The organism is Methylophaga sp. F-2 (assembly GCF_056859315.1).
Map to the genome: position 1 here is coordinate 1 of NZ_JBSXOF010000004.1, position 17,779 is coordinate 17,779.

General features: G+C 41.8%; 20 protein-coding genes. 10 read left to right on the plus strand and 10 right to left on the minus strand.

What is annotated here, in order from left to right; translation table 11 throughout:
• On the minus strand, positions 1-589 hold a 589-nt coding region (locus AC13DA_RS00120), incomplete at its 3' end, for a cation transporter (RefSeq protein ID WP_482945754.1).
• A 97-nt stretch (positions 590-686) separates the two neighbouring features.
• Between AC13DA_RS00120 and cadR the strand changes: the two genes are divergently transcribed.
• Positions 687-1,094, plus strand: a complete 408-nt coding sequence (cadR, locus tag AC13DA_RS00125) for a Cd(II)/Pb(II)-responsive transcriptional regulator (RefSeq protein WP_007146183.1) — start codon at positions 687-689, stop codon at positions 1,092-1,094.
• Positions 1,095-1,352: 258 nt separating this feature from the next.
• On the opposite strand, the gene AC13DA_RS00130 is transcribed toward cadR, so the two are convergent.
• From AC13DA_RS00130 to AC13DA_RS00140, 3 genes are read right to left on the minus strand one after another with little or no spacing between them, the layout of a single operon-like run.
• Positions 1,353-1,811 (minus strand): hypothetical protein, encoded by a 459-nt coding sequence (locus AC13DA_RS00130; protein WP_007146182.1) that lies wholly within the window; start codon positions 1,809-1,811, stop codon positions 1,353-1,355.
• Between the two features lie 26 nt (positions 1,812-1,837).
• On the minus strand, positions 1,838-2,200 hold the full coding sequence (locus AC13DA_RS00135; RefSeq protein ID WP_007146181.1) for a hypothetical protein: 363 nt from the start codon (positions 2,198-2,200) through the stop codon (positions 1,838-1,840).
• The gene (locus AC13DA_RS00140) at positions 2,197-3,066 is read right to left on the minus strand and encodes a DNA replication terminus site-binding protein (protein ID WP_158005170.1); all 870 of its coding nucleotides are present in this window, start codon (positions 3,064-3,066) and stop codon (positions 2,197-2,199) included. The genes AC13DA_RS00135 and AC13DA_RS00140 overlap by 4 nt, the downstream gene beginning before the upstream one ends.
• 367 nt (positions 3,067-3,433) lie before the next feature.
• Between AC13DA_RS00140 and AC13DA_RS00145 the strand changes: the two genes are divergently transcribed.
• Positions 3,434-4,294: a hypothetical protein gene (locus AC13DA_RS00145; protein WP_330109664.1), complete on the plus strand. Its 861-nt coding sequence runs from the start codon at positions 3,434-3,436 to the stop codon at positions 4,292-4,294.
• 95 nt (positions 4,295-4,389) lie between these two features.
• Here AC13DA_RS00145 and AC13DA_RS00150 read toward each other — a convergent pair whose 3' ends face one another.
• On the minus strand, positions 4,390-4,641 hold the full coding sequence (locus AC13DA_RS00150) for a nicotinamide mononucleotide transporter (RefSeq protein WP_007146178.1): 252 nt from the start codon (positions 4,639-4,641) through the stop codon (positions 4,390-4,392).
• A gap of 27 nt (positions 4,642-4,668) precedes the next feature.
• Between AC13DA_RS00150 and AC13DA_RS00155 the strand changes: the two genes are divergently transcribed.
• A complete protein-coding gene (locus AC13DA_RS00155) occupies positions 4,669-4,860 on the plus strand; it encodes a hypothetical protein (RefSeq protein WP_007146177.1) in 192 nt (63 codons plus the stop codon).
• On the opposite strand, the gene AC13DA_RS00160 is transcribed toward AC13DA_RS00155, so the two are convergent.
• Positions 4,853-5,050, minus strand: coding sequence for a hypothetical protein (locus AC13DA_RS00160; protein ID WP_007146176.1), 198 nt, complete (start codon positions 5,048-5,050; stop codon positions 4,853-4,855). The two genes, AC13DA_RS00155 and AC13DA_RS00160, sit on opposite strands and share 8 nt — an antisense overlap.
• Before the next feature lie 1,511 nt (positions 5,051-6,561).
• Between AC13DA_RS00160 and AC13DA_RS00165 the strand changes: the two genes are divergently transcribed.
• Positions 6,562-7,662, plus strand: a complete 1,101-nt coding sequence (locus AC13DA_RS00165; RefSeq protein WP_007146175.1) for a hypothetical protein — start codon at positions 6,562-6,564, stop codon at positions 7,660-7,662.
• A gap of 350 nt (positions 7,663-8,012) precedes the next feature.
• On the opposite strand, the gene AC13DA_RS00170 is transcribed toward AC13DA_RS00165, so the two are convergent.
• Both AC13DA_RS00170 and AC13DA_RS00175 read right to left on the minus strand, forming a co-directional pair.
• The gene (locus tag AC13DA_RS00170; protein WP_007146174.1) at positions 8,013-9,422 is read right to left on the minus strand and encodes a heavy metal sensor histidine kinase; all 1,410 of its coding nucleotides are present in this window, start codon (positions 9,420-9,422) and stop codon (positions 8,013-8,015) included.
• Positions 9,394-10,089, minus strand: coding sequence for a heavy metal response regulator transcription factor (locus tag AC13DA_RS00175; RefSeq protein WP_007146173.1), 696 nt, complete (start codon positions 10,087-10,089; stop codon positions 9,394-9,396). The genes AC13DA_RS00170 and AC13DA_RS00175 overlap by 29 nt, the downstream gene beginning before the upstream one ends.
• 203 nt (positions 10,090-10,292) lie before the next feature.
• Here AC13DA_RS00175 and AC13DA_RS00180 point away from each other — a divergent pair, with 203 nt between their 5' ends.
• The 6 genes from AC13DA_RS00180 to AC13DA_RS00205 all read left to right on the plus strand — a co-directional run bounded on the left by AC13DA_RS00180 (position 10,293) and on the right by AC13DA_RS00205 (position 16,066).
• On the plus strand, positions 10,293-10,574 hold the full coding sequence (locus AC13DA_RS00180; RefSeq protein ID WP_040576540.1) for a hypothetical protein: 282 nt from the start codon (positions 10,293-10,295) through the stop codon (positions 10,572-10,574).
• A 34-nt stretch (positions 10,575-10,608) separates the two neighbouring features.
• Positions 10,609-12,402 carry a copper resistance system multicopper oxidase gene (locus AC13DA_RS00185; RefSeq protein ID WP_040576539.1) on the plus strand — a complete coding sequence of 598 codons (1,794 nt, stop codon included), beginning with the start codon at positions 10,609-10,611 and terminating at the stop codon, positions 12,400-12,402.
• 10 nt (positions 12,403-12,412) lie between these two features.
• The gene (locus AC13DA_RS00190; RefSeq protein WP_007146170.1) at positions 12,413-13,162 is read left to right on the plus strand and encodes a copper resistance protein B; all 750 of its coding nucleotides are present in this window, start codon (positions 12,413-12,415) and stop codon (positions 13,160-13,162) included.
• A gap of 32 nt (positions 13,163-13,194) precedes the next feature.
• The gene (locus AC13DA_RS00195; protein WP_007146169.1) at positions 13,195-14,526 is read left to right on the plus strand and encodes an APC family permease; all 1,332 of its coding nucleotides are present in this window, start codon (positions 13,195-13,197) and stop codon (positions 14,524-14,526) included.
• Positions 14,527-14,542: 16 nt separating this feature from the next.
• Positions 14,543-15,103, plus strand: coding sequence for a c-type cytochrome (locus tag AC13DA_RS00200; protein WP_007146168.1), 561 nt, complete (start codon positions 14,543-14,545; stop codon positions 15,101-15,103).
• 78 nt (positions 15,104-15,181) lie between these two features.
• Positions 15,182-16,066, plus strand: coding sequence for a DMT family transporter (locus tag AC13DA_RS00205; RefSeq protein WP_040576538.1), 885 nt, complete (start codon positions 15,182-15,184; stop codon positions 16,064-16,066).
• 49 nt (positions 16,067-16,115) lie between these two features.
• Here the strand turns inward: AC13DA_RS00205 and AC13DA_RS00210 are convergent, their stop codons facing one another.
• Positions 16,116-16,556, minus strand: a complete 441-nt coding sequence (locus tag AC13DA_RS00210) for an ion channel (RefSeq protein ID WP_007146166.1) — start codon at positions 16,554-16,556, stop codon at positions 16,116-16,118.
• Positions 16,557-16,646: 90 nt separating this feature from the next.
• Positions 16,647-17,630, minus strand: coding sequence for a cation:proton antiporter (locus AC13DA_RS00215; protein ID WP_482945755.1), 984 nt, complete (start codon positions 17,628-17,630; stop codon positions 16,647-16,649).
• Between the last annotated feature and the right edge of the window lie 149 nt (positions 17,631-17,779).

The following is a 17,779-nucleotide window of genomic DNA, read 5'->3' on the forward strand; positions in this document are numbered from 1 at the left end:
CGAGCACGCCAACAGCCAGAATCAACTGGAGCACCCCCGCAAGATGCGCGGCGCGTACCTGCATTTTCACGCTATGCCCAACGGCATAAAGGGCGAGCCCGTAGACTGCCGCATCGGCAAAATTGTCGAGGGACTCACCAACCAGGCCGGTGGACTGGGCGATCAGACCGGCTGCCATTTCAACCACGAACAGGACTGCATTGATGCCGAGCAACCACGTCAGCATGACTGACTCTTTGGTAGCAGAGGCTGCGAAGGATTCGTCGGCCTTGATGTTCTCCGGATCGGCAGTGACGGTTTCCTGAAACGAAGCTCCCAGCCCCAGGGTCGTCAGTTTCGCAGTGAAAGGAGCAGCCTCTCCATCATGCATGATCTTCAACTGGCGATTCGACAGGTCGAAAGACAGCGCCCGAATCTCATCAAAGCCATTCAGGGCCAGGCGAATCATTCGTTCTTCTGAAGGACAGTCCATCTTCGGTACGGCATAAACGCTGACCCATCTCCCCGATGCTTCGAAGGAGATCCACCTATCGGTATCTGCTTTGGAAGTTGCATCACAGCCACAGGCATTTGTGCAGGTCTTGCTCATAATACGATTCCGCTTGAACATTATTGGGTTATCATTTAAAACCATATAGTAACTATAAGGTCAATAAAACGGAAAGAATCCGTTGAGGAGGAGTCTGATGCGCATTGGACAGTTGGCTCGGTCAGTCGGGATCAATACCCAGACGATCCGCTTCTATGAACAGCAGGGCCTGTTGCCTCCGCCTGATCGGCAGGAAAACGGTTACCGCACCTATACCGAGAAGCATGGTGAGCGGCTGGCCTTCATCTGTCGCTGTAGAATCCTCGATCTGTCACTGGCTGAGATTCGCGAACTACAGCGCTATCAGGACGACCCTCGTCAGCCTTGTGCTGCTATCAACACCTTGCTTGATGACCACATTTCTCATGTGCGGTCGCAAATAACTGCTCTGCAAGAGCTTGAGAAACAACTTGTCTCGCTGAGAGCGGGTTGTAGCGATGGCCGGGAAGTTGGGGCTTGTGGGGTTCTTGCTGGAATCGGCAAAGGGAGTGCGCATAAGCAGTAGGTCGAAGCCATAACCAGATAATCCGATGGTATTTTTGCTTGCCTCATTCTAATGCAGAGTAAAATCATGCACTAAATCCGGACACCCAAAATATGTAATGGTCATACACCAATGGCAACCTTGGACGATAGGGAATTAATTTGGGTAAAAAAGAATTTAGCTCAAATTTAATCTGACAGACACGTTTATCTAAAACGGATAACTATCACATCAAGCCCGAACTAGTACAGCTTTTGTTAGTTTTTCACCAAAAAGAACTCAATCATGAAGTACACTCATGCTCGCCTCAACTTCTCTTTTGGCTACTTGTTCGTAAGCGAGACGCTCACTTAATACGTCGTCGAGTAGTCCACGGTGAATTGCAACAGAGATGGCGTCCTGATTGTTAAAGCGGCCCCCGTGTTTAAATATGAGATCGATAAGTTCACGCTCGTTCATAGTCATATATTCATCAAGTCGGGCGCCTTGTTCTGTTCTGACTTTTATCGCTGCAGGATTAACGTTTCTCATCGTCAGGCTGGCGAGATTGTCTATCAATATTAATTCATTGATTGCATCATCAGAAAGGTGGGTTGGATTCATATATCGAAGGTCCACCAGCCCTTTAATTTCACTGTATAAACTGAATACGTCCTGAAACTCAATGTGATCAGCGGCAAGTACTTTTAAAGCCTCAAGTCTAGCTTTTGCCAGTTTAATGACATTGCTTTCTAGCAAAATGAACCTCCATGTTACGTTTTTAATTAGGGCTTAGGCCAGTGAGAAGTATAACTGTCAGACAACATAATGCCTTTTTGTTCAGCAAATTTATGAGTCTCTTGCACCATATGCTCTCTCATTTGAACAATATTTGAAAAGTCATTAGGAGATTCACTGATTATGGCCTTATAGCTAGGATTGTAGAGATATAAAGAAGCATCTACGCCAAATAGTAATAATTTCGGACACTTACCATGACGAAGATTCTGCTCAGCAATACAGCCGTTAGAAATTAGTAAAAATTCCTTAGGACTGGGTTGATTTAGTGTATCAGCTAGGTTAGAGAAACAAATCCCGGTAACAATTACTGCTGTAAGCCATGTAAAAGTTTGAAGAGTCCCTGTCATTTTTTCTTTTTCCTAAGCTTATCCTCGGGTAGATAACGATAGATATTTAATAATGGGCAGTAAGCCGTTTCACATAACGTAGCATCACTACGCCTGATACGTGGTCTGTCTTCCCATTGTTCTGCTAATGGGATGATGATAGGTAGTTGTTCATCGCTATCAGCTGGATAGAATAAAGGTAAATGAGCAGTCGTGACCGGCATACGCTTACCTTGAATGATTATATTCATTTTGGGTTGGGCGGTTGTCACATAAACTCTGGCCAGAATTTCATCTTCGGGTAATTCCATTAACCTAGCATGCTCAGATTTTAAAATTTGAAGCTCTTTTTGATCACGCACTTTTGCAATTTTACGATTAGCGACCTCTATGGCCTCATCTCGCGACAGTTTATGTGTTGATCTTGATTGCGACCAGATAAAACTGATAGATTCGGGCTTGTTATCAAGTACGCGAAACGTCCGACCAGCAGTTTTACGATTAAAACGATGTAATCCTGCTTTCTCTAACAAATACTTGCTCAGTCGAAGTCCCTCAGGAGTAGTCTCTTTGTCGGATTCACGGAGAAAAGCCATAAGGTTTTCTCTCATTTCATTAATTGCACGTACTTCGTAGAGCATTCCATAGGGTACGCCCAAAACAGCAGGCATAGACGAAGTACTCCCCGCTTTGGAATCATCATCCTGGTACTCCATAGATTCGATATGTGATGCGACTAGCTCTCTACTCGCATCCAGATGAGCCCAATATGGATATTCATTATCTACACGGACAAACTCTGCTAGTGCATGCTGCAGTTCTCGCAATGGTAGATATATCTCTTCAAAACGCTCAATAAGACTCATTATCTCTGGCGCCATAGTCATAAATAGCCTTTTAGAATAATTTATATAATGCATAATATAACACAACCACCGTATAACAAGCTTTATACTCTTTCCGAATAAAACACACCTTTCTAGCCTGCATAGCCAACCGTGATCGTATTAAGTCTTTGCTAGACGGTCATACATTTATTCATCAAATATCAACTACTATGAATGCCCCACGTAGCGTTAAATAGACATAAATAGATAGTAAAAAAAGAATATAAAAAAATAAAAAACAAAAGGATTTATACAGCGGAGGAAAACCTATATTTCAAGGCAGAAAGAGAAGGCTTAGTTGTAGAGTTGCGTTACTGTGATTGTGTTATAATATGCATGTAATAGTAAATTATTACAGGAAGCGTCTATGTCATCTCTCACTGTTGAAAATACAAATCAGATCCTGAAAACCGTAGGTATAAAGATGCGAGTGACTGATAAAGGTTTACATTTCGTCAGTCAGGTAGCTCAATTTGCTAAAGCTCTTGCACATTGCACATCTAATCCAAAAGCACGTGATGATCTGATTACAATACTGGCTCACTATAAAGAGCAGCCTGGCTTAGTTTTTGTAATAAACGAATCTCAGCATCAGGATTTAGTGGATTCAGCCCCATCTCAAAACAACCTCGATCAACGTCCAATGAATCACTTCCGACCTCAATATTCTGATCAGCAAGTGGACTCTGAAGATAAGGCTGACAATAATCACCCTACCCATCACAATACAAATGATGAACAGTCTCAAAAACAAACTGCACCGGTAGAGTTTATTGGCCATCATGTCTATGGTAGTAAAGCCGCTCTCTATTTTGCTTATGACAAGACTCGTGATGAAGATGACACTATTGCTATCGATGGTGCTGTGTCAGTAGCTCCTCGCAAATACGATTGGAATAAAAAGCTAAGAATCCAAATTACTCGGAGTGATTTACCCAATGTCGCTGCTGTCATGTTTGGCTTATTGAAGAAAGTTGAACTCTCGAACTATGGCGCTGACAATACAAAGCGATTGATGATCGAAAACCAGGGAAAGAACTATTTTCTAAATATGTCGGCAAAAGATTACAACCAAATTGCTGTACCAATCTCTGCAAGTGATATTTTTGAGATTCGCGGGCTTATTTTGGCTCAACTAATGAAAAACAGACCAGAAATTGGTGTTGAAGGTGTGCTCGCCAACCTTAAGTGCCATGCTGCCATTCTCAAACAAGCAGGTCAGCAATAATGCCATGCTATTTAAAGACTGAACAAAGCTATACTGAAGTGGCTGAGCCCCATGAGGGCTCAGTCTGATACTTCTTTAAAGTATGGATTGAGTAATTAGAGAATAAAACCGTTGTAAATGCCCATCAAGCTTGTTGCTGTGAAGCCAATTTGCATAGCGAGTAAAGCGAAATAACGATTAGTTATAGAAAAATGTATAAAGAATAGGTTTGAGATTAAAAAGAATATAAACCCAGCTTCTGATCCCTGGTCCTGTCTGGCCAGAACAAACGCACCTATCAGTCCAAATAATGATCCGGCAAACTCGCACCAGGTCATTTGTTTTGTTAAATTGAGTATTGCTTTCATAAGCTCCCCTAAATTTACGGAAACTAAATGGCAGATAAGAAGAAATCTCTGAAAATCATCCAAGGCAATCGAGAGGCATTAGAAGTCGAAAAAGCTAATGAGATAATAAAAGCGTTGGTAATAGATAAAGATAGAGATACTGCCTTTCAGATTGCAGATTCGTTAACGCCCAAAGGGGCGTTAACTCTTGCTGCAGATAATCAGCGGAAACCTAAATAGAAACAAGAACTGGTTTAGCAGCTCGTCGACGTTGCTCTTCAGCAATTGCTTCAATAGCAGCCTCAATTGTCTTTTTGCCAGCCGGTGTAGTCATGCTATCTGATAATGTAATCAGATCGTTCATGGTGTCTTCCAGCGTTTGCTCAGACGAATTCTCAAAACTTACTTCAAGAACGTTAGTTTTTGTCATGGTGGACTCCTTAAAGATAAAAAAGGAGAACACAATGCCCACAAGGGAATGTATTCCCCTATGGGTAAATCATCTGCTTACAGATAATCACGATTAATTGACAGCACCTGTTTACAGGTGAGTTATTGAGCGTTCAGTTGGTGAGTTGAACGAACACTTCATACCTAACTAGAAAAAAATAGTAGGTACAAAATCAGTAAGATAAAGATAGCGCTTACTTACAGCTGAGTCAAAGCATGGTAGTGATCTTCTTCACACTTCTCATTAGATTCTCCTTATACAAATCACATTTATTAACACCAATAACCGGATAGAGGTTTCCGGGAGAGTTATTAAATAACCACCCTCTAGGTTTTCAGGAGACTTATATATCTTGTTGTTTTGTATATAGTTTATATCGAGGTTTTGCGGAGAGTTAACAAACCAAAAGGTTCAAGGTTTTTAGGAGACATGTCTATATCATTGATTTATATATGTATAGGTTCTAGGTTTTGCGGAGAGTTAGAGGATTTACACTCTTTTTATTACTCATAAAAAGCTCTAGTAATGGTAGAGGTTTTCCGGAGAGTTAGTGGCTAGACAGATGCAATAAATAAGAGTGAATTGGTATCAAGGTTTTCAGGAGACTTACTTAAGCTACTGTTTTATATGGATAGGATTCTAGGAATTGCGGAGAGTTAGACAGGACAAAGATGATGAGATTTAGCGAATTCATTTCACAGAATGACCAGGGCTTAATTTTAAATCGATTTATATGAAAATTAACGTGCAACAGAGACCGTTCATAAGTATAGTTATCACATCAATTTTATAAGTATATGAAATATATGGATTTCTGTTCGAGGTTTTCCGGAGAGTTGGACTAAGCCCCCACTGATAATTTAATTAACTAGCATTTAGGGTTCTAGGTTTTCAGGAGAGTTAAGACTACGTTCGAGGTTTTCCGGAGAGTTAAATTGGTGGCTTCTGTAACCGGGAACATCAAAATTAATGATGAAATGTTCAAGGTTTTCCGGAGAGTTGATTTTGTACCTAAAGGGTTCTTTTTGCGCCTGGGTTCAAGGTTTTCCGGAGAGTTTAAGGAACATTACATTCTAGGTTTTCGGGATAGTTAATCCTTCCCCATCTAGGTTCTTAGGATTTTTATTCAAGGTTTTGAGGAGAGCACTAGTTATCCACAACATTATGTTAAATTCTAAGAGCCAAAATTTAATAAAATGTTCAAGGTTTTCGGGAGACACCTTCAAGGTTTCAAGGAGAGTTGATACTTCAGTATCTAGGTTTTGAGGTTATTTGTTGTTTTAATGTGGTAAAAAATTATCAGGTTCTAGGTTTTGAGGATTTTATTAGTCATAACTATTTGATAATGTTGAACTTATCAGCCTTTCCTCTCCTCTACTCCTCTTATAAAAAAAGACCATCTTTCTTTCAAGAAGATAAAGGCTTGCGTCATATGTTTTTTATGTCATCATCTCGTAGTACAGTTCTTAGGACAAAGGTATCACACAGGAATGTCAGGTAATAAGTTGAAAGACGACAATGATACAAAAAAAAATGCTCGTTCTATTCTAGACGACATTCAGGAATCACAAGATAAAGCACCGGCTTTCCCTCAAAGCAGTCAGAACTATGATTTGTTTGCTACTTTGCTTGGTCCTTCAGGTGATACAGAGCAGTTATCAAACTTACTGAGTTTTTGGGATTCCATTCCAAGATACAGCGTATCACGACAAATCCAAGCTGCTATGCGTAACGAAGCGGGTAATTTACCTATTCTTAGGAAAAAATTTCAATCACCAGCTGGTGAGATTTGTGAAATGGAATTAAAACCAGCACGCATAGAAGTAGGTGGTGAAGAAAAGGACTTTTATCCTGCAGAGTCTGAAGAATTAATTGAAGATATTTTACGTAAAATCTTCCTTCAACAAAGACATGGATTTCATGACTCCGATCGAGATGAAACTTGGTGCAAATTCACAATAAATATGATTGTCAAAGAACTTAAAGCTTTTGGAAAAGTTCGTAGCCATGATGAAGTTAAACAGGCACTAGAAATCATGGAAAACTGTCGTCTAACAATCACTGTAAATGGTAAGCAGGCATATAGTTCAAACATACTCTCTGACAAGTTACTTCAAGATAGAGCTGCTTATAGAACAGATAGTAATGCCCTTTCTGCAGTAAAATTCTCATCACTTATAAGTAGAGCTATTAATAAATTTGATTATCGTCAGTACAACTACGCAGATGCAATGAGTCTTAAACAGCCATTAGCAAGATGGTTATTTAAACGACTAGCAGATAGGTTCATTAATGCAGGAATTGATGCACCTGCTTATAAAATCATCTTTAGTGAGATAGATCGTGATTCTGGGCTAATGCATCACAAACTCATTACTAGACGAATAGAAACATTAAAAATGGCCGTTGAAGAATTAGTGGAAAGCGGTATTTTGATGAGATATGAAATGAATAGTGTCAAAGACGGGAAAAAAATAGTTGATGCTATTTTTATGTTGCATGCTTCAATGAAATTCATCAAAGAAATGAAAGCTGCAAATGCCAGACAAAAGATTATAAGGGAAAAAGCACAACGAATTTCAAAGAAATAAACAATCTTTTCTTTTGATAATTGCTCTACTTACTCAATAGATATTATTTAGATATCTAGTAGATATCCAATATGAAGTCTTACTAAATAGCAAATTACATTACTAATAATAATTACAGGAATATTAGGGTGGCTTTATATCAAAAGATAATACAGAAAAAATTAAAAGTAAGTTGTCTTTGACAATTAGAAAATCTATTGAAAGTTGTAGTACTTTTTATAATGGAAAATATTGATATTTTAGTTTACTCTCTAGATCTAGGCAATCGATTGAATATTTCTTTAAGTCTAGCGATATATAAACTAGATACCTTATGATTATTATATTTTCTACACTTAACTGTTGTTTGCTTAAGTTGTAGGTAAACATAAACTGATTGTTGTATGTTGATGATTTGAAGTTATACTAATACTCCCTCTATGTGCTTCGATTATAGATTTTGTTATTGCCAATCCTAATCCTGTACCCTCTGTGTTATCACTTCTAGACGAGTCCACTCTATAAAACCTGTCGAATACTTTTGTAAGGTGTTTAGTAGGAATTGGCTGACCAGGATTAATGAAATCAAGCTGGATTATGTCATCATGCTTGACACTTGACACGATCCGGAATTCCTTACCAGAGGGAGTATATCGAATAGCATTGGAAATAAGGTTGGATATTGCACGTCGTAAGAGATCTCTATCAGCATATATCCACGGCACTTCTCCTTCCTGAATAAGCCTGATATTTTTTTCTGAAGCTAATGCCTCAAAAAACTCTAATAATTCTTTAATTTCTTGATTTAAATTAATAAAATTTGAAGCGGGTTTGATGAGATTGTTGTCACTCTGAGCCAGCCAGAGCATTTGGCTAACCATTTTAGCAAGACGCTCTAGTTCTTCAAGGTTAGAATAAAGTAGCTCTCTGTATTCCTCTGATGAGCGTTGCTGAACAATCATGACTTGGTTCTGTGTTATGATATTTGTTAATGGCGTCCTTAACTCATGAGCTATATCAGATGTGAAATTAGATAAACGTTCAAACCCCTCTTCTACATGTTGCAGCATTTCGTTGAATGATAGAGCAAGTCCTCTGAGCTCAATAGGCAATTCATTTGAATTAATTCTCTCATTGAGTCGGTTTGTCTGAATGTTTCTGATTTTTGTACTCAGAGACTTGAGAGGTTGATGGCCCTGATAAATTACAAACCAAGTGGCACTTATGGTGATAATGCCTATAACTAACATCATTAGCCACATCTTTATTGTAAATTTATCAAGAAACTGCTTGTGAAAGGCCATGTCCATAGCAGTTATTACGTTATATGTCTGACCATTAACAGTGAGCTCAGCAATCAATCCTCGATAAAGACCACTGCCGATTTGCCATTTTTTCAATTGTTCTCGACTGGCTATTTCTAGTTTTTGTTCATATTCAAGATGCTCAAGAAACTCAGCGTTTCTGGAAAGAAATATTGGTTTTCCATTTTCAGTATCAACACGGAAAAAAATACCATGATGACCTGAGATCGCTTTTGATAAAGCGTTCTGAACTTTTGCTCTATCAGCATCAATGCTGTTCAATTGGTGCTTAATACTCTCAAGTACGACAGTTAATTCCTCATAGTCCTGCTCTGCAAAATGGTGTTTGACGGACTTCAGTACCAAGAAACCACTGAAGATCAAGCTCAGCGTTATTGCAGTACCAGCAAACATCATCAACCTTAAAGTCAACGAGAGCTGACCCAGCTTACCCCTTATCATTGCCTTGAGTCTCATACTCAAATTTATACCCCATCCCACGAATGGTATGTATTAACTTAATGTCGAAATCATCATCAATTTTGGCGCGTAGCCGCCTTACTGCAACATCAATGACATTGGTATCACTATCGAAATTCATATCCCAGACTTCAGAGGCTATTAATGATCTTGGCAACACCTCACCTTCTCTACGGATGAATAGTTCCAACAACAGGAATTCCTTTTGAGACAAAGTAATTTTTTTCCCTGCCCTGCTGACCTTCCTCGAAGGCAAATCGACTAACAAGTCAGCGATATTGAACTGATCAAATATATTTGACAAAGTCCCGCGACGTAACAAACTTCTTACCCTTGCCAACAGTTCCACAAATGCAAAAGGTTTGACGAGATAATCATCCGCTCCCAACTCCAAGCCTTTTACCCTGTCATTAACACTATCCCGTGCTGTTAAAAATAACACCGGTGTCTGGTTAGCTGATTCACGCAGCGCCTGAAGAATTTTCCAGCCGTTAACATCAGGCAGCATGACATCCAAGATGACCAAGTCGAAAGTCTCAGTCATAGCATGGTGGTATCCATCCAAGCCATTTGAAGATAGCGTGACGAGAAAACCGGCTTCGGTTAATCCCTGCTTAATGTAATTACCTGTTTTTGCTTCGTCCTCAACAACGAGTATGCGCATTTACACCTTCCCTAAAAATCAGCAAATAAATGCTATGTTTGCACCTTATATATTTAGTTCAGCATACTCGATGCATATTTGACTGAGAATTACATTATTGTCATGTTTGAGCAATGTCTATGTAATAAATGAACAAGTAGACTACAAAAAAGTTGAAATAAAATTCGCTATTAAATAGAAATCAAATAACTAGGAAAAATGAAATGAAAATAAAATTAGTTCACATAGTCATGTCAGTTGTTGCACTCCAAGTTCCTATAAGTCTCTATGCACACGAACAAGAAGATCACGCAAACATGGGTAGCAGTAAAGAACCGAATTGTACTGCAATGAAAGATATGGATCACGGTAAGATGGACATGAATGACCCTGTTACGCAGGCAATGATGCAAAAATGTATGTCACATGATATGCAGGGACATTCAAATGATCATAAGAATTCAACCACAGATAAAAAATCTGACATGCAACATAATCACCAGTAAGTGAAACTAATTAATCAATAAATGACTATCAATTATGACGTCACCGCTATCAAGTAGAAGAAAGTTTCTCTCGTCAGCGTTAAAAGTGAGTTCGACACTTTTGCTGGCAAAAATGGCGCCTGCCTGGGCAAGCCCTCTGGGTCGGAGTTATGGGCAGATTATCGACAGCAATGAGACAGTCGATTTGCTGGTAGAGCGCCAGCCTATGACTGTTGCAGGCCAGATGACCAGACCCATCACTATTAATGGTTCTATGCCTGGTCCACTGATTCGACTCAGGGAAGGTCAGCGTGCCAGGCTGAATGTGACGAATGCACTTGATGAGGACACGTCTATTCATTGGCATGGCATTATCCTGCCGGAAAATATGGATGGTGTGCCCGGTGTGAGCTATGCGGGCATCAAACCGAGACAGACCTTTAATTACGAGTTTGACGTTAAACAACACGGGACTTTCTGGTATCACAGTCACTCAGGGATGCAAGAACAACTTGGCCACTTGGGCCCTCTGATTATTGACTCGGCGGATGGTGATATCGGTGCTGACCGGGAACATGTGATTGTGCTCAGTGACTGGACCTTTGAAGATCCGCATGATGTATTCAGACACCTTAAAGTGGCTGAAGGCTACTACAACTACCATCAGCGCACCATTTTTGACACGCTTGATGACATAGACAAACAGGGATTCGAGCAAACCTGGAAAGAGCGCTCGATGTGGAACCGTATGCGTATGAGTCCTCGGGACATTCTAGATGTCACTGGCTCGACCTACACCTATCTTATGAACGGTCGCGACAGTCAGACTAACTGGACGGCACTCTATAAACCAGGTGAAAAGGTACGTCTCAGAATCATTAACGGCTCGGCTATGTCGTTTTTTGATTTCAGAATTCCGGGGCTGGAGATGGTTGTAGTAGCTGCCGATGGTCAACCCGTCATGCCAGTGACTGTTGATGAGTTCAGAATAGGTGTAGCAGAGACCTATGATGTCGTTGTTCAACCCAAAGACACCCGCCCCTATACCCTTTTTGCCGAAAGTATGGACCGAAGTGGTTATGTTCGCGGCACGCTCGCCACGGAAATGGGCCAGTCAGCCGAGGTGCCCGCTCTGAGACCGACCCCAGAACGAGGCATGGCAGCGATGGGCATGGGCCATGATATGTCAGCGATGGCCATGAAAGATGATATGGGGACGATGTCCGATGGTAATCAGACCCATCAGATGGACAATATGTCCGACATGGATATGAAGCAGATGACTGACGACCATTCAGGTCATGCTGGCCTTCCCTCTGCCCCGAAAATAAAAGTCACGCACCAGGACGGCGGCCATGGCCCCGGTGCCGCGATGATTGCCGAGAACCCGATCAGTCGTCTGAATGAGCCTGGCGTGGGACTTGAGCATGTTGATCACCGTGTGCTGGTTTACGGGGATCTGATTGGGGCCCATCCATGGCCGGATGAACGGGAACCCGTAAGAGAAATCGAGTTACACCTGACCGGCAACATGGAAAAATACATGTGGTCTTTTGACGGTATCGAGTTCACAGAGGTTGATGGTCCGATTGAGTTTCACTATGGCGAAAGGCTGAGGCTGATACTCGTTAATGACACCATGATGGAGCATCCGATCCACCTGCATGGGATGTGGATGGAGCTTGAAAATGGTCAATATCCAAGGCCTAGAAAGCATACCATCAGCGTCAAACCAAGCGAAGTGGTGTCATTGCAAATCAGTGCAGATGCGCTAGGTAGCTGGGCGTTCCATTGTCATCTGCTTTATCACATGGAAGCTGGCATGTTCCGTGTCGTTTCTGTTGCTTAAGAGGTCCGCTATGAAGAAATTTATTGCATTGCTATCAATGTCATTAGCGTTGTTGTCATCTGCTGTCATGGCTCAGCATGCCGAGGATGACTGGCCAGAACCTGTCAAGCCCTACTACACTGGACAGTTGATGATTGACCGCCTGGAAATCAGTCAAAATGACAATGGTGACAATGTGGCGACTTGGGATATGCTGGCCTGGTATGGTGGTGATGAAGCACGGGTGTACTTCAAAAGTGAAGGCGAAAATCAGCTGAATGATGGCGAGCCCTCGGAACTGGAGCGAACTGAGATATTGGGCAGCAAGCTGATCTCTCCTTTTTGGGAGCTACAGGCAGGTCTGGGCGCGCGAGGCTCGTTGAAGTCAGATGTTAACCTTGAACACTATGCCGTCGTGAGTCTGTTCGGTCTGGCACCATACCGTTTTGAAATGGATAACGCATTACAGATTAATGAGGATGGTGATGTCTCAGCTAAAGTTGAAGCTGAATATGACATTCGCCTTTCACAAGTTTCCTATCTACAACCCAGGCTGGAACTTAATGCGGCATTCACTGATGCTTTGGAGTATGACCGACCCAGCGGCATCAATAGTGTTAGGTTGGGACTTCGCTATCGATATGAGTTAAGTCGAGAGTTTGCCCCCTACATTGGCGCTTACTGGCGTAGTGCCCTTGGACAGACTGCGGATCTGGAACAGGCTCAGGGGAAAGACCACAATGAATTTGGCTTGGTAGCCGGCGTTCGTATGTGGTTTTAGTCACAAATTTACAGCAAAAATAGGGATGACAGATGTCAGACCACGATGATCACAGTACGCATTATCAGAAAAACAGTTTATCTCTGACAGGCACCGCCGCATTGGGCACCGGCGTGATGATTGGGGCTGGGATTTTTTCACTGACCGGCCAGATGGCACAATTGGCTGGATCTGCCTTTCCCTTTGCCTTTCTGGCAGCAGCTATCGTCGTCAGTTTCAGCGCCTACTCCTACATCAAGGTCTCTGACAAATACCCGTCAGCAGGCGGTATCGGCATGTATCTGCATAAGATGTATGGCCACTCCCTGACTACGGCATTTCATGCCCTGCTCATGTATGTCTCCATGGTCATCGCCCAGAGTTTTCTGGCCAGAACCTTTGGTAGTTACACCCTGCAACTTTTTGATGTTGAAAACACGGATTTCTGGGTGCCTGTGCTTGGGGCATGTCTGTTAGTCGCCGTTTTTCTGGTCAACCTAACGAGCAACAAATATATTCAAGGAACGGCTTATGTTCTGGGCGTAGTCAAAATTGTTGGCATTATTGTCTTCGGCTTGTTAGGCCTCTACCTCATGCTGAGATCGGGACAAGGTCTGGAATCTGACATCAATCTTTCAGCCGTACCGGGCAACTGGAATGCTTTCATCGCTGCCACGGCACTCGGTGTTCTAGCATTTAAAGGCTTTACCACAATTACCAATAGCGGTTCTGAGGTAGTAAACCCGCGAAAAAATATCAGCAAGGCCATTATTATTTCTATTGCCGCTTGCATCATTATTTATGCCCTTGTTGGTTGGTCCGTGGCAGGGAATCTCACGATTGAGGAGATAATTACTGCGCGGGACTACTCCCTCGCTGCTGCAGCAAGGCCAGCCGCGGGTGAAATCGGCGTTTGGTTCACAGTCATCATCGCCATTGTGGCAACTGCTGGCGGTCTGATGGCCAGTGTTTTTGCTGTATCACGGATGCTGGCTATGCTGACTGAAATGAAACTGGTCCCACACAGCCATTTTGGCATGCCCGGCAGTATTCAAAAGCACACCCTTGTCTATACTGTCGTTCTGGGGCTGGTATTAACACTATTTTTTGATCTGAGCCGGATTGCCTCTCTGGGTATTATTCTTTACTTGATCATGGATATGGCGATTCAATGGGGGGTATTGAGGCACCTGCGTGAGGATATTAATGCCAGCCCTGTCATCCCTGTCATCGCCATCTGTTTCAATGTGGTTTTGCTTGCTGGATTTAGTCTTAGTAAGTGGTTAAGCGATCCAGTCATACTGGGTGTTGCTCTGGGCATAATGGCCACTATCTTGTTTGTAGAAAAAGCCTTTTTAAATTCTTATTCAGCAGATGATTACTAACAACAGAGAATTAACAATGCAATCACATTTTACTTATTTCATCAAAGCTTTATTATTTTTAATTCTGGCAGCTGTTCTAGCAGTATTTATTTTTATCTACTCAGGGCTATACCAGATTGGTGCAGATGTGCCACATAACAAAGGGACTTTTTGGTTGCTAGAAACACTAAGAGAAAGATCTGTCGCTAAAGCTGCAGCAAAGGTGCATGTACCAGATGATTTATCATCACCAGCAAGATTACTTAGAGGCGGACCTGACTACAACGAAATGTGTGTTTCATGTCATTTGAGTCCATTTACGTCAGAAACTGACTTTACAAAAGGACTCTATCCTTCTCCTCCAGATCTAACCAAAATATCATCTCAGAAACTCAATGAGAAACAACGTGATCAACGTCGTTTCTGGATTATCAAGCATGGCATCAAGGCCTCGGCAATGCCCTCATGGGCTCCAGGTCATGATGATCAACGTATATGGGATATTGTTGCCTTCTTGAAAAAACTGCCTGAACTCTCTCCGGAACAGTACCAAATTCTGACTGCTAGGGGCAGCGAGGAGAGCCCACACAGTCATTGAATGACTGTAATGGCTGCTCATCAAACTCAGTATCGTGAATAACAACAAGCCAATGATTTCATTGATTAGGGCTTTAGTTTGAAAAGTATTCACACCGGTGCGATTGCTGTAATGCTGATGTGGGCGCTTTGTTACCCACTCATCAAGTTAAGTCTGCCCTATGCGCCAGTGATGATAACGGCTTTTTTGAGGGCTGTCACAGCTGGTTCTGTCCTTATTGCAATCGCGTTACTCATCAATCGCCGCTTTCCCAACACGATCAGAATTTGGGTCTATATAGCCATCATTGGCTTTAGCGGAACAGGTCTTGGCCTGTGGGGTATGTTCTATGCTGGCAAATTACTCAATCCTGGGTTTGCGACTGTACTAACCAACACCCAGCCACTTATTGCTGGCGTATTGGGCTGGTATGTGCTCAATGAAAAGTTAGGAAAAATACCACTAACAGGAACTGTCGTAGGTTTTATCGGAATTATCATAATCTCAACAAACACGCTATTTGATACTGGGGAGACAGTACTGCAAGGGATTCTTTATGTGTTTCTGGCTTCGACCGGCGTGGCTATTAGTAATGTTTTGCTAAAAAAAATTGCGGGCCAGGTTGATGTCTTTATCGCAATGGGACTCCAGTTATTATTTGGCTCAATCCCTCTGGCTTTTCTGGCATTTAACACAAGTCATTTTTCTTTATTAGACTGGCAATTAAATTACACGCTTATCCTTCTGTCGCTGGCATTGGTCGGGACCGCACTTCCCTATGTCACTTGGTTCTGGCTCATGCACAGAACCTCTCTATACAAGCTCAACGTATATAATTTCCTGACTCCTGTATTCGGTCTGTATCTGGGACTTAACTTTTTTTCAGAAACACTAACAGAGCTACAGTGGTTAGGTGCAGGACTTATCATCGTGGCTATTTTGTTGGTAACAGCCACTAATGGAGGTATAAAAACTGAATCATAATCTGATTCCTGTCTCACTGTCCCTTTATACGCTACTGACAAACATGGATTTAACTCTCTTCAGCATCGGTTTTACATGACTCACAAAAATGCACCCTATTCATTGCCAATAATGAAAATGATGCCGACCAAGCAATTAAGAGTAAGCCATTAATGGCTTCTAAGCCATAAAGAAGCATCAATGGTTGTGGTAGTGATAACTCACCGGCACCAAGAGAACTATAGGCCACAAATGAGAAATACAAAGCGTCTGGCCATTGTTGAAAACTTTCTTTAGCCTCTCCCATATCCAGCATATAATCAGAGTGATAGTAGACCATTGCGTAAACTATTATTTCCATAATATGAGCGATGAATAGCCCACAAATAATCAGCACCAATTTTGTTGATTGAGACCATTTGGTCTCAAAAATCACTGCCATATTACTAAGAAACTGATAATGCACGATTACCGTGAGAACCAATATAAATGGAAAGGTGATTAACAACATCCAATGTCCCTCTATTTTTCATTTGATTCAGTAGCTGAGCCTAAGACAGTTTGTGAGAAACACTTTATTAAATTCATTGGTCTAGATCTTTCATTCTCGAGTTGAGTCCATTTTTGGCTTTGGTGCTGAAATAACGCTAGCCAACTTGGGAACTACTATTGATGCCAGTATTACTGTCACCACCGTCATCATGACTAAAGCCACCGTTGCGTGATGAGAAAGGTGTTGTTGTTTCATACCGACACTAGCAACAATTATTGCGACTTCGGCGCGAGGGAGCATAGCAAACCCGAGTAAGCAACCTTCTTTTGGGCTTAGAAGGGGCGCGATGATCAAGGGCGACATGATTTTCCCTAAGATGGATGCAATTAAAATCAAACTTACGTACCAGAGCATATCAATAGTTCCAATAGTCATGTCAGTAAGCTGAATTCCTACAGCTAAAAGAAACAATGGCGCAGCAATTTTACTTAAATTGTTGAAAAAAACTGTATCTGAATCCGTTGGTGAGCTTTTAAACAAAGAAAAAATTGCGCCAGTGATGAACCCGCCGATAACCAGAGATAAGCCAAATTTTTCAGTGAGTCCTGCGGAAATAAATGCAATCAAGACAATAGAAGCTCTGCGTGGAAATTTTATTAGCTTCAACGAGTAAGAATTTATTAGCCTTGCTATGATACTCAACAACACAGTCAGAGCAAATAACATCAGAAGACTCATCAAAAAAGAGAGCAAAACACCGTTTGAATCAGTGCCAGAACTAAAGCCTGCATGAGCTGTAGCTAATATAAATAATACAAAAATATCGTCTACAACAGCAGCGGCTAACAGTATTTGTCCAACCTTTGATTGTAAGCTGCCTGCATAATTCAATAGCGATACGCTCAAACCGATACTAGTTGCAGACAAAGCAATACCGACATATATGGCTTCTTCGAAGTTGTGCCTGAACAGGTAACTGGCCGAGAAACCTAAAACCAAACTAAGTAGTACTCCCATCAACCCAACTAAAAGACCAGGCTTTATGGCTGCCATAAACCTGTCCCAGTTAAGACTGTAGCCGGCCGCAAGCAATATAATTATGGGTATACGGATTTAATGGTTGATGGGGCACCTTCACCCCATCAATCTGATACCACCCTCAGATGGTTGATAGATCGACTCCGTAGTTGAGTTCCTCTGCGAAGTCCGGCAGTCCGTAACCGATGGTTTTCTTGTAGAAA

Bases quoted from the DNA above. Each gene is read 5' to 3' on its own strand.
- cadR (WP_007146183.1), top strand. From the start codon at position 687: ATGCGCATTGGACAGTTGGCTCGGTCAGTCGGGATCAATACCCAGACG.
- AC13DA_RS00135 (WP_007146181.1), bottom strand. From the start codon at position 2,200: ATGACAGGGACTCTTCAAACTTTTACATGGCTTACAGCAGTAATTGTT.
- AC13DA_RS00140 (WP_158005170.1), bottom strand. From the start codon at position 3,066: ATGACTATGGCGCCAGAGATAATGAGTCTTATTGAGCGTTTTGAAGAG.
- AC13DA_RS00145 (WP_330109664.1), top strand. From the start codon at position 3,434: ATGTCATCTCTCACTGTTGAAAATACAAATCAGATCCTGAAAACCGTA.
- AC13DA_RS00150 (WP_007146178.1), bottom strand. From the start codon at position 4,641: ATGAAAGCAATACTCAATTTAACAAAACAAATGACCTGGTGCGAGTTT.
- AC13DA_RS00155 (WP_007146177.1), top strand. From the start codon at position 4,669: ATGGCAGATAAGAAGAAATCTCTGAAAATCATCCAAGGCAATCGAGAG.
- AC13DA_RS00160 (WP_007146176.1), bottom strand. From the start codon at position 5,050: ATGACAAAAACTAACGTTCTTGAAGTAAGTTTTGAGAATTCGTCTGAG.
- AC13DA_RS00165 (WP_007146175.1), top strand. From the start codon at position 6,562: ATGTCAGGTAATAAGTTGAAAGACGACAATGATACAAAAAAAAATGCT.
- AC13DA_RS00170 (WP_007146174.1), bottom strand. From the start codon at position 9,422: ATGAGACTCAAGGCAATGATAAGGGGTAAGCTGGGTCAGCTCTCGTTG.
- AC13DA_RS00175 (WP_007146173.1), bottom strand. From the start codon at position 10,089: ATGCGCATACTCGTTGTTGAGGACGAAGCAAAAACAGGTAATTACATT.
- AC13DA_RS00180 (WP_040576540.1), top strand. From the start codon at position 10,293: ATGAAAATAAAATTAGTTCACATAGTCATGTCAGTTGTTGCACTCCAA.
- AC13DA_RS00185 (WP_040576539.1), top strand. From the start codon at position 10,609: ATGACGTCACCGCTATCAAGTAGAAGAAAGTTTCTCTCGTCAGCGTTA.
- AC13DA_RS00190 (WP_007146170.1), top strand. From the start codon at position 12,413: ATGAAGAAATTTATTGCATTGCTATCAATGTCATTAGCGTTGTTGTCA.
- AC13DA_RS00195 (WP_007146169.1), top strand. From the start codon at position 13,195: ATGTCAGACCACGATGATCACAGTACGCATTATCAGAAAAACAGTTTA.
- AC13DA_RS00200 (WP_007146168.1), top strand. From the start codon at position 14,543: ATGCAATCACATTTTACTTATTTCATCAAAGCTTTATTATTTTTAATT.
- AC13DA_RS00210 (WP_007146166.1), bottom strand. From the start codon at position 16,556: ATGTTGTTAATCACCTTTCCATTTATATTGGTTCTCACGGTAATCGTG.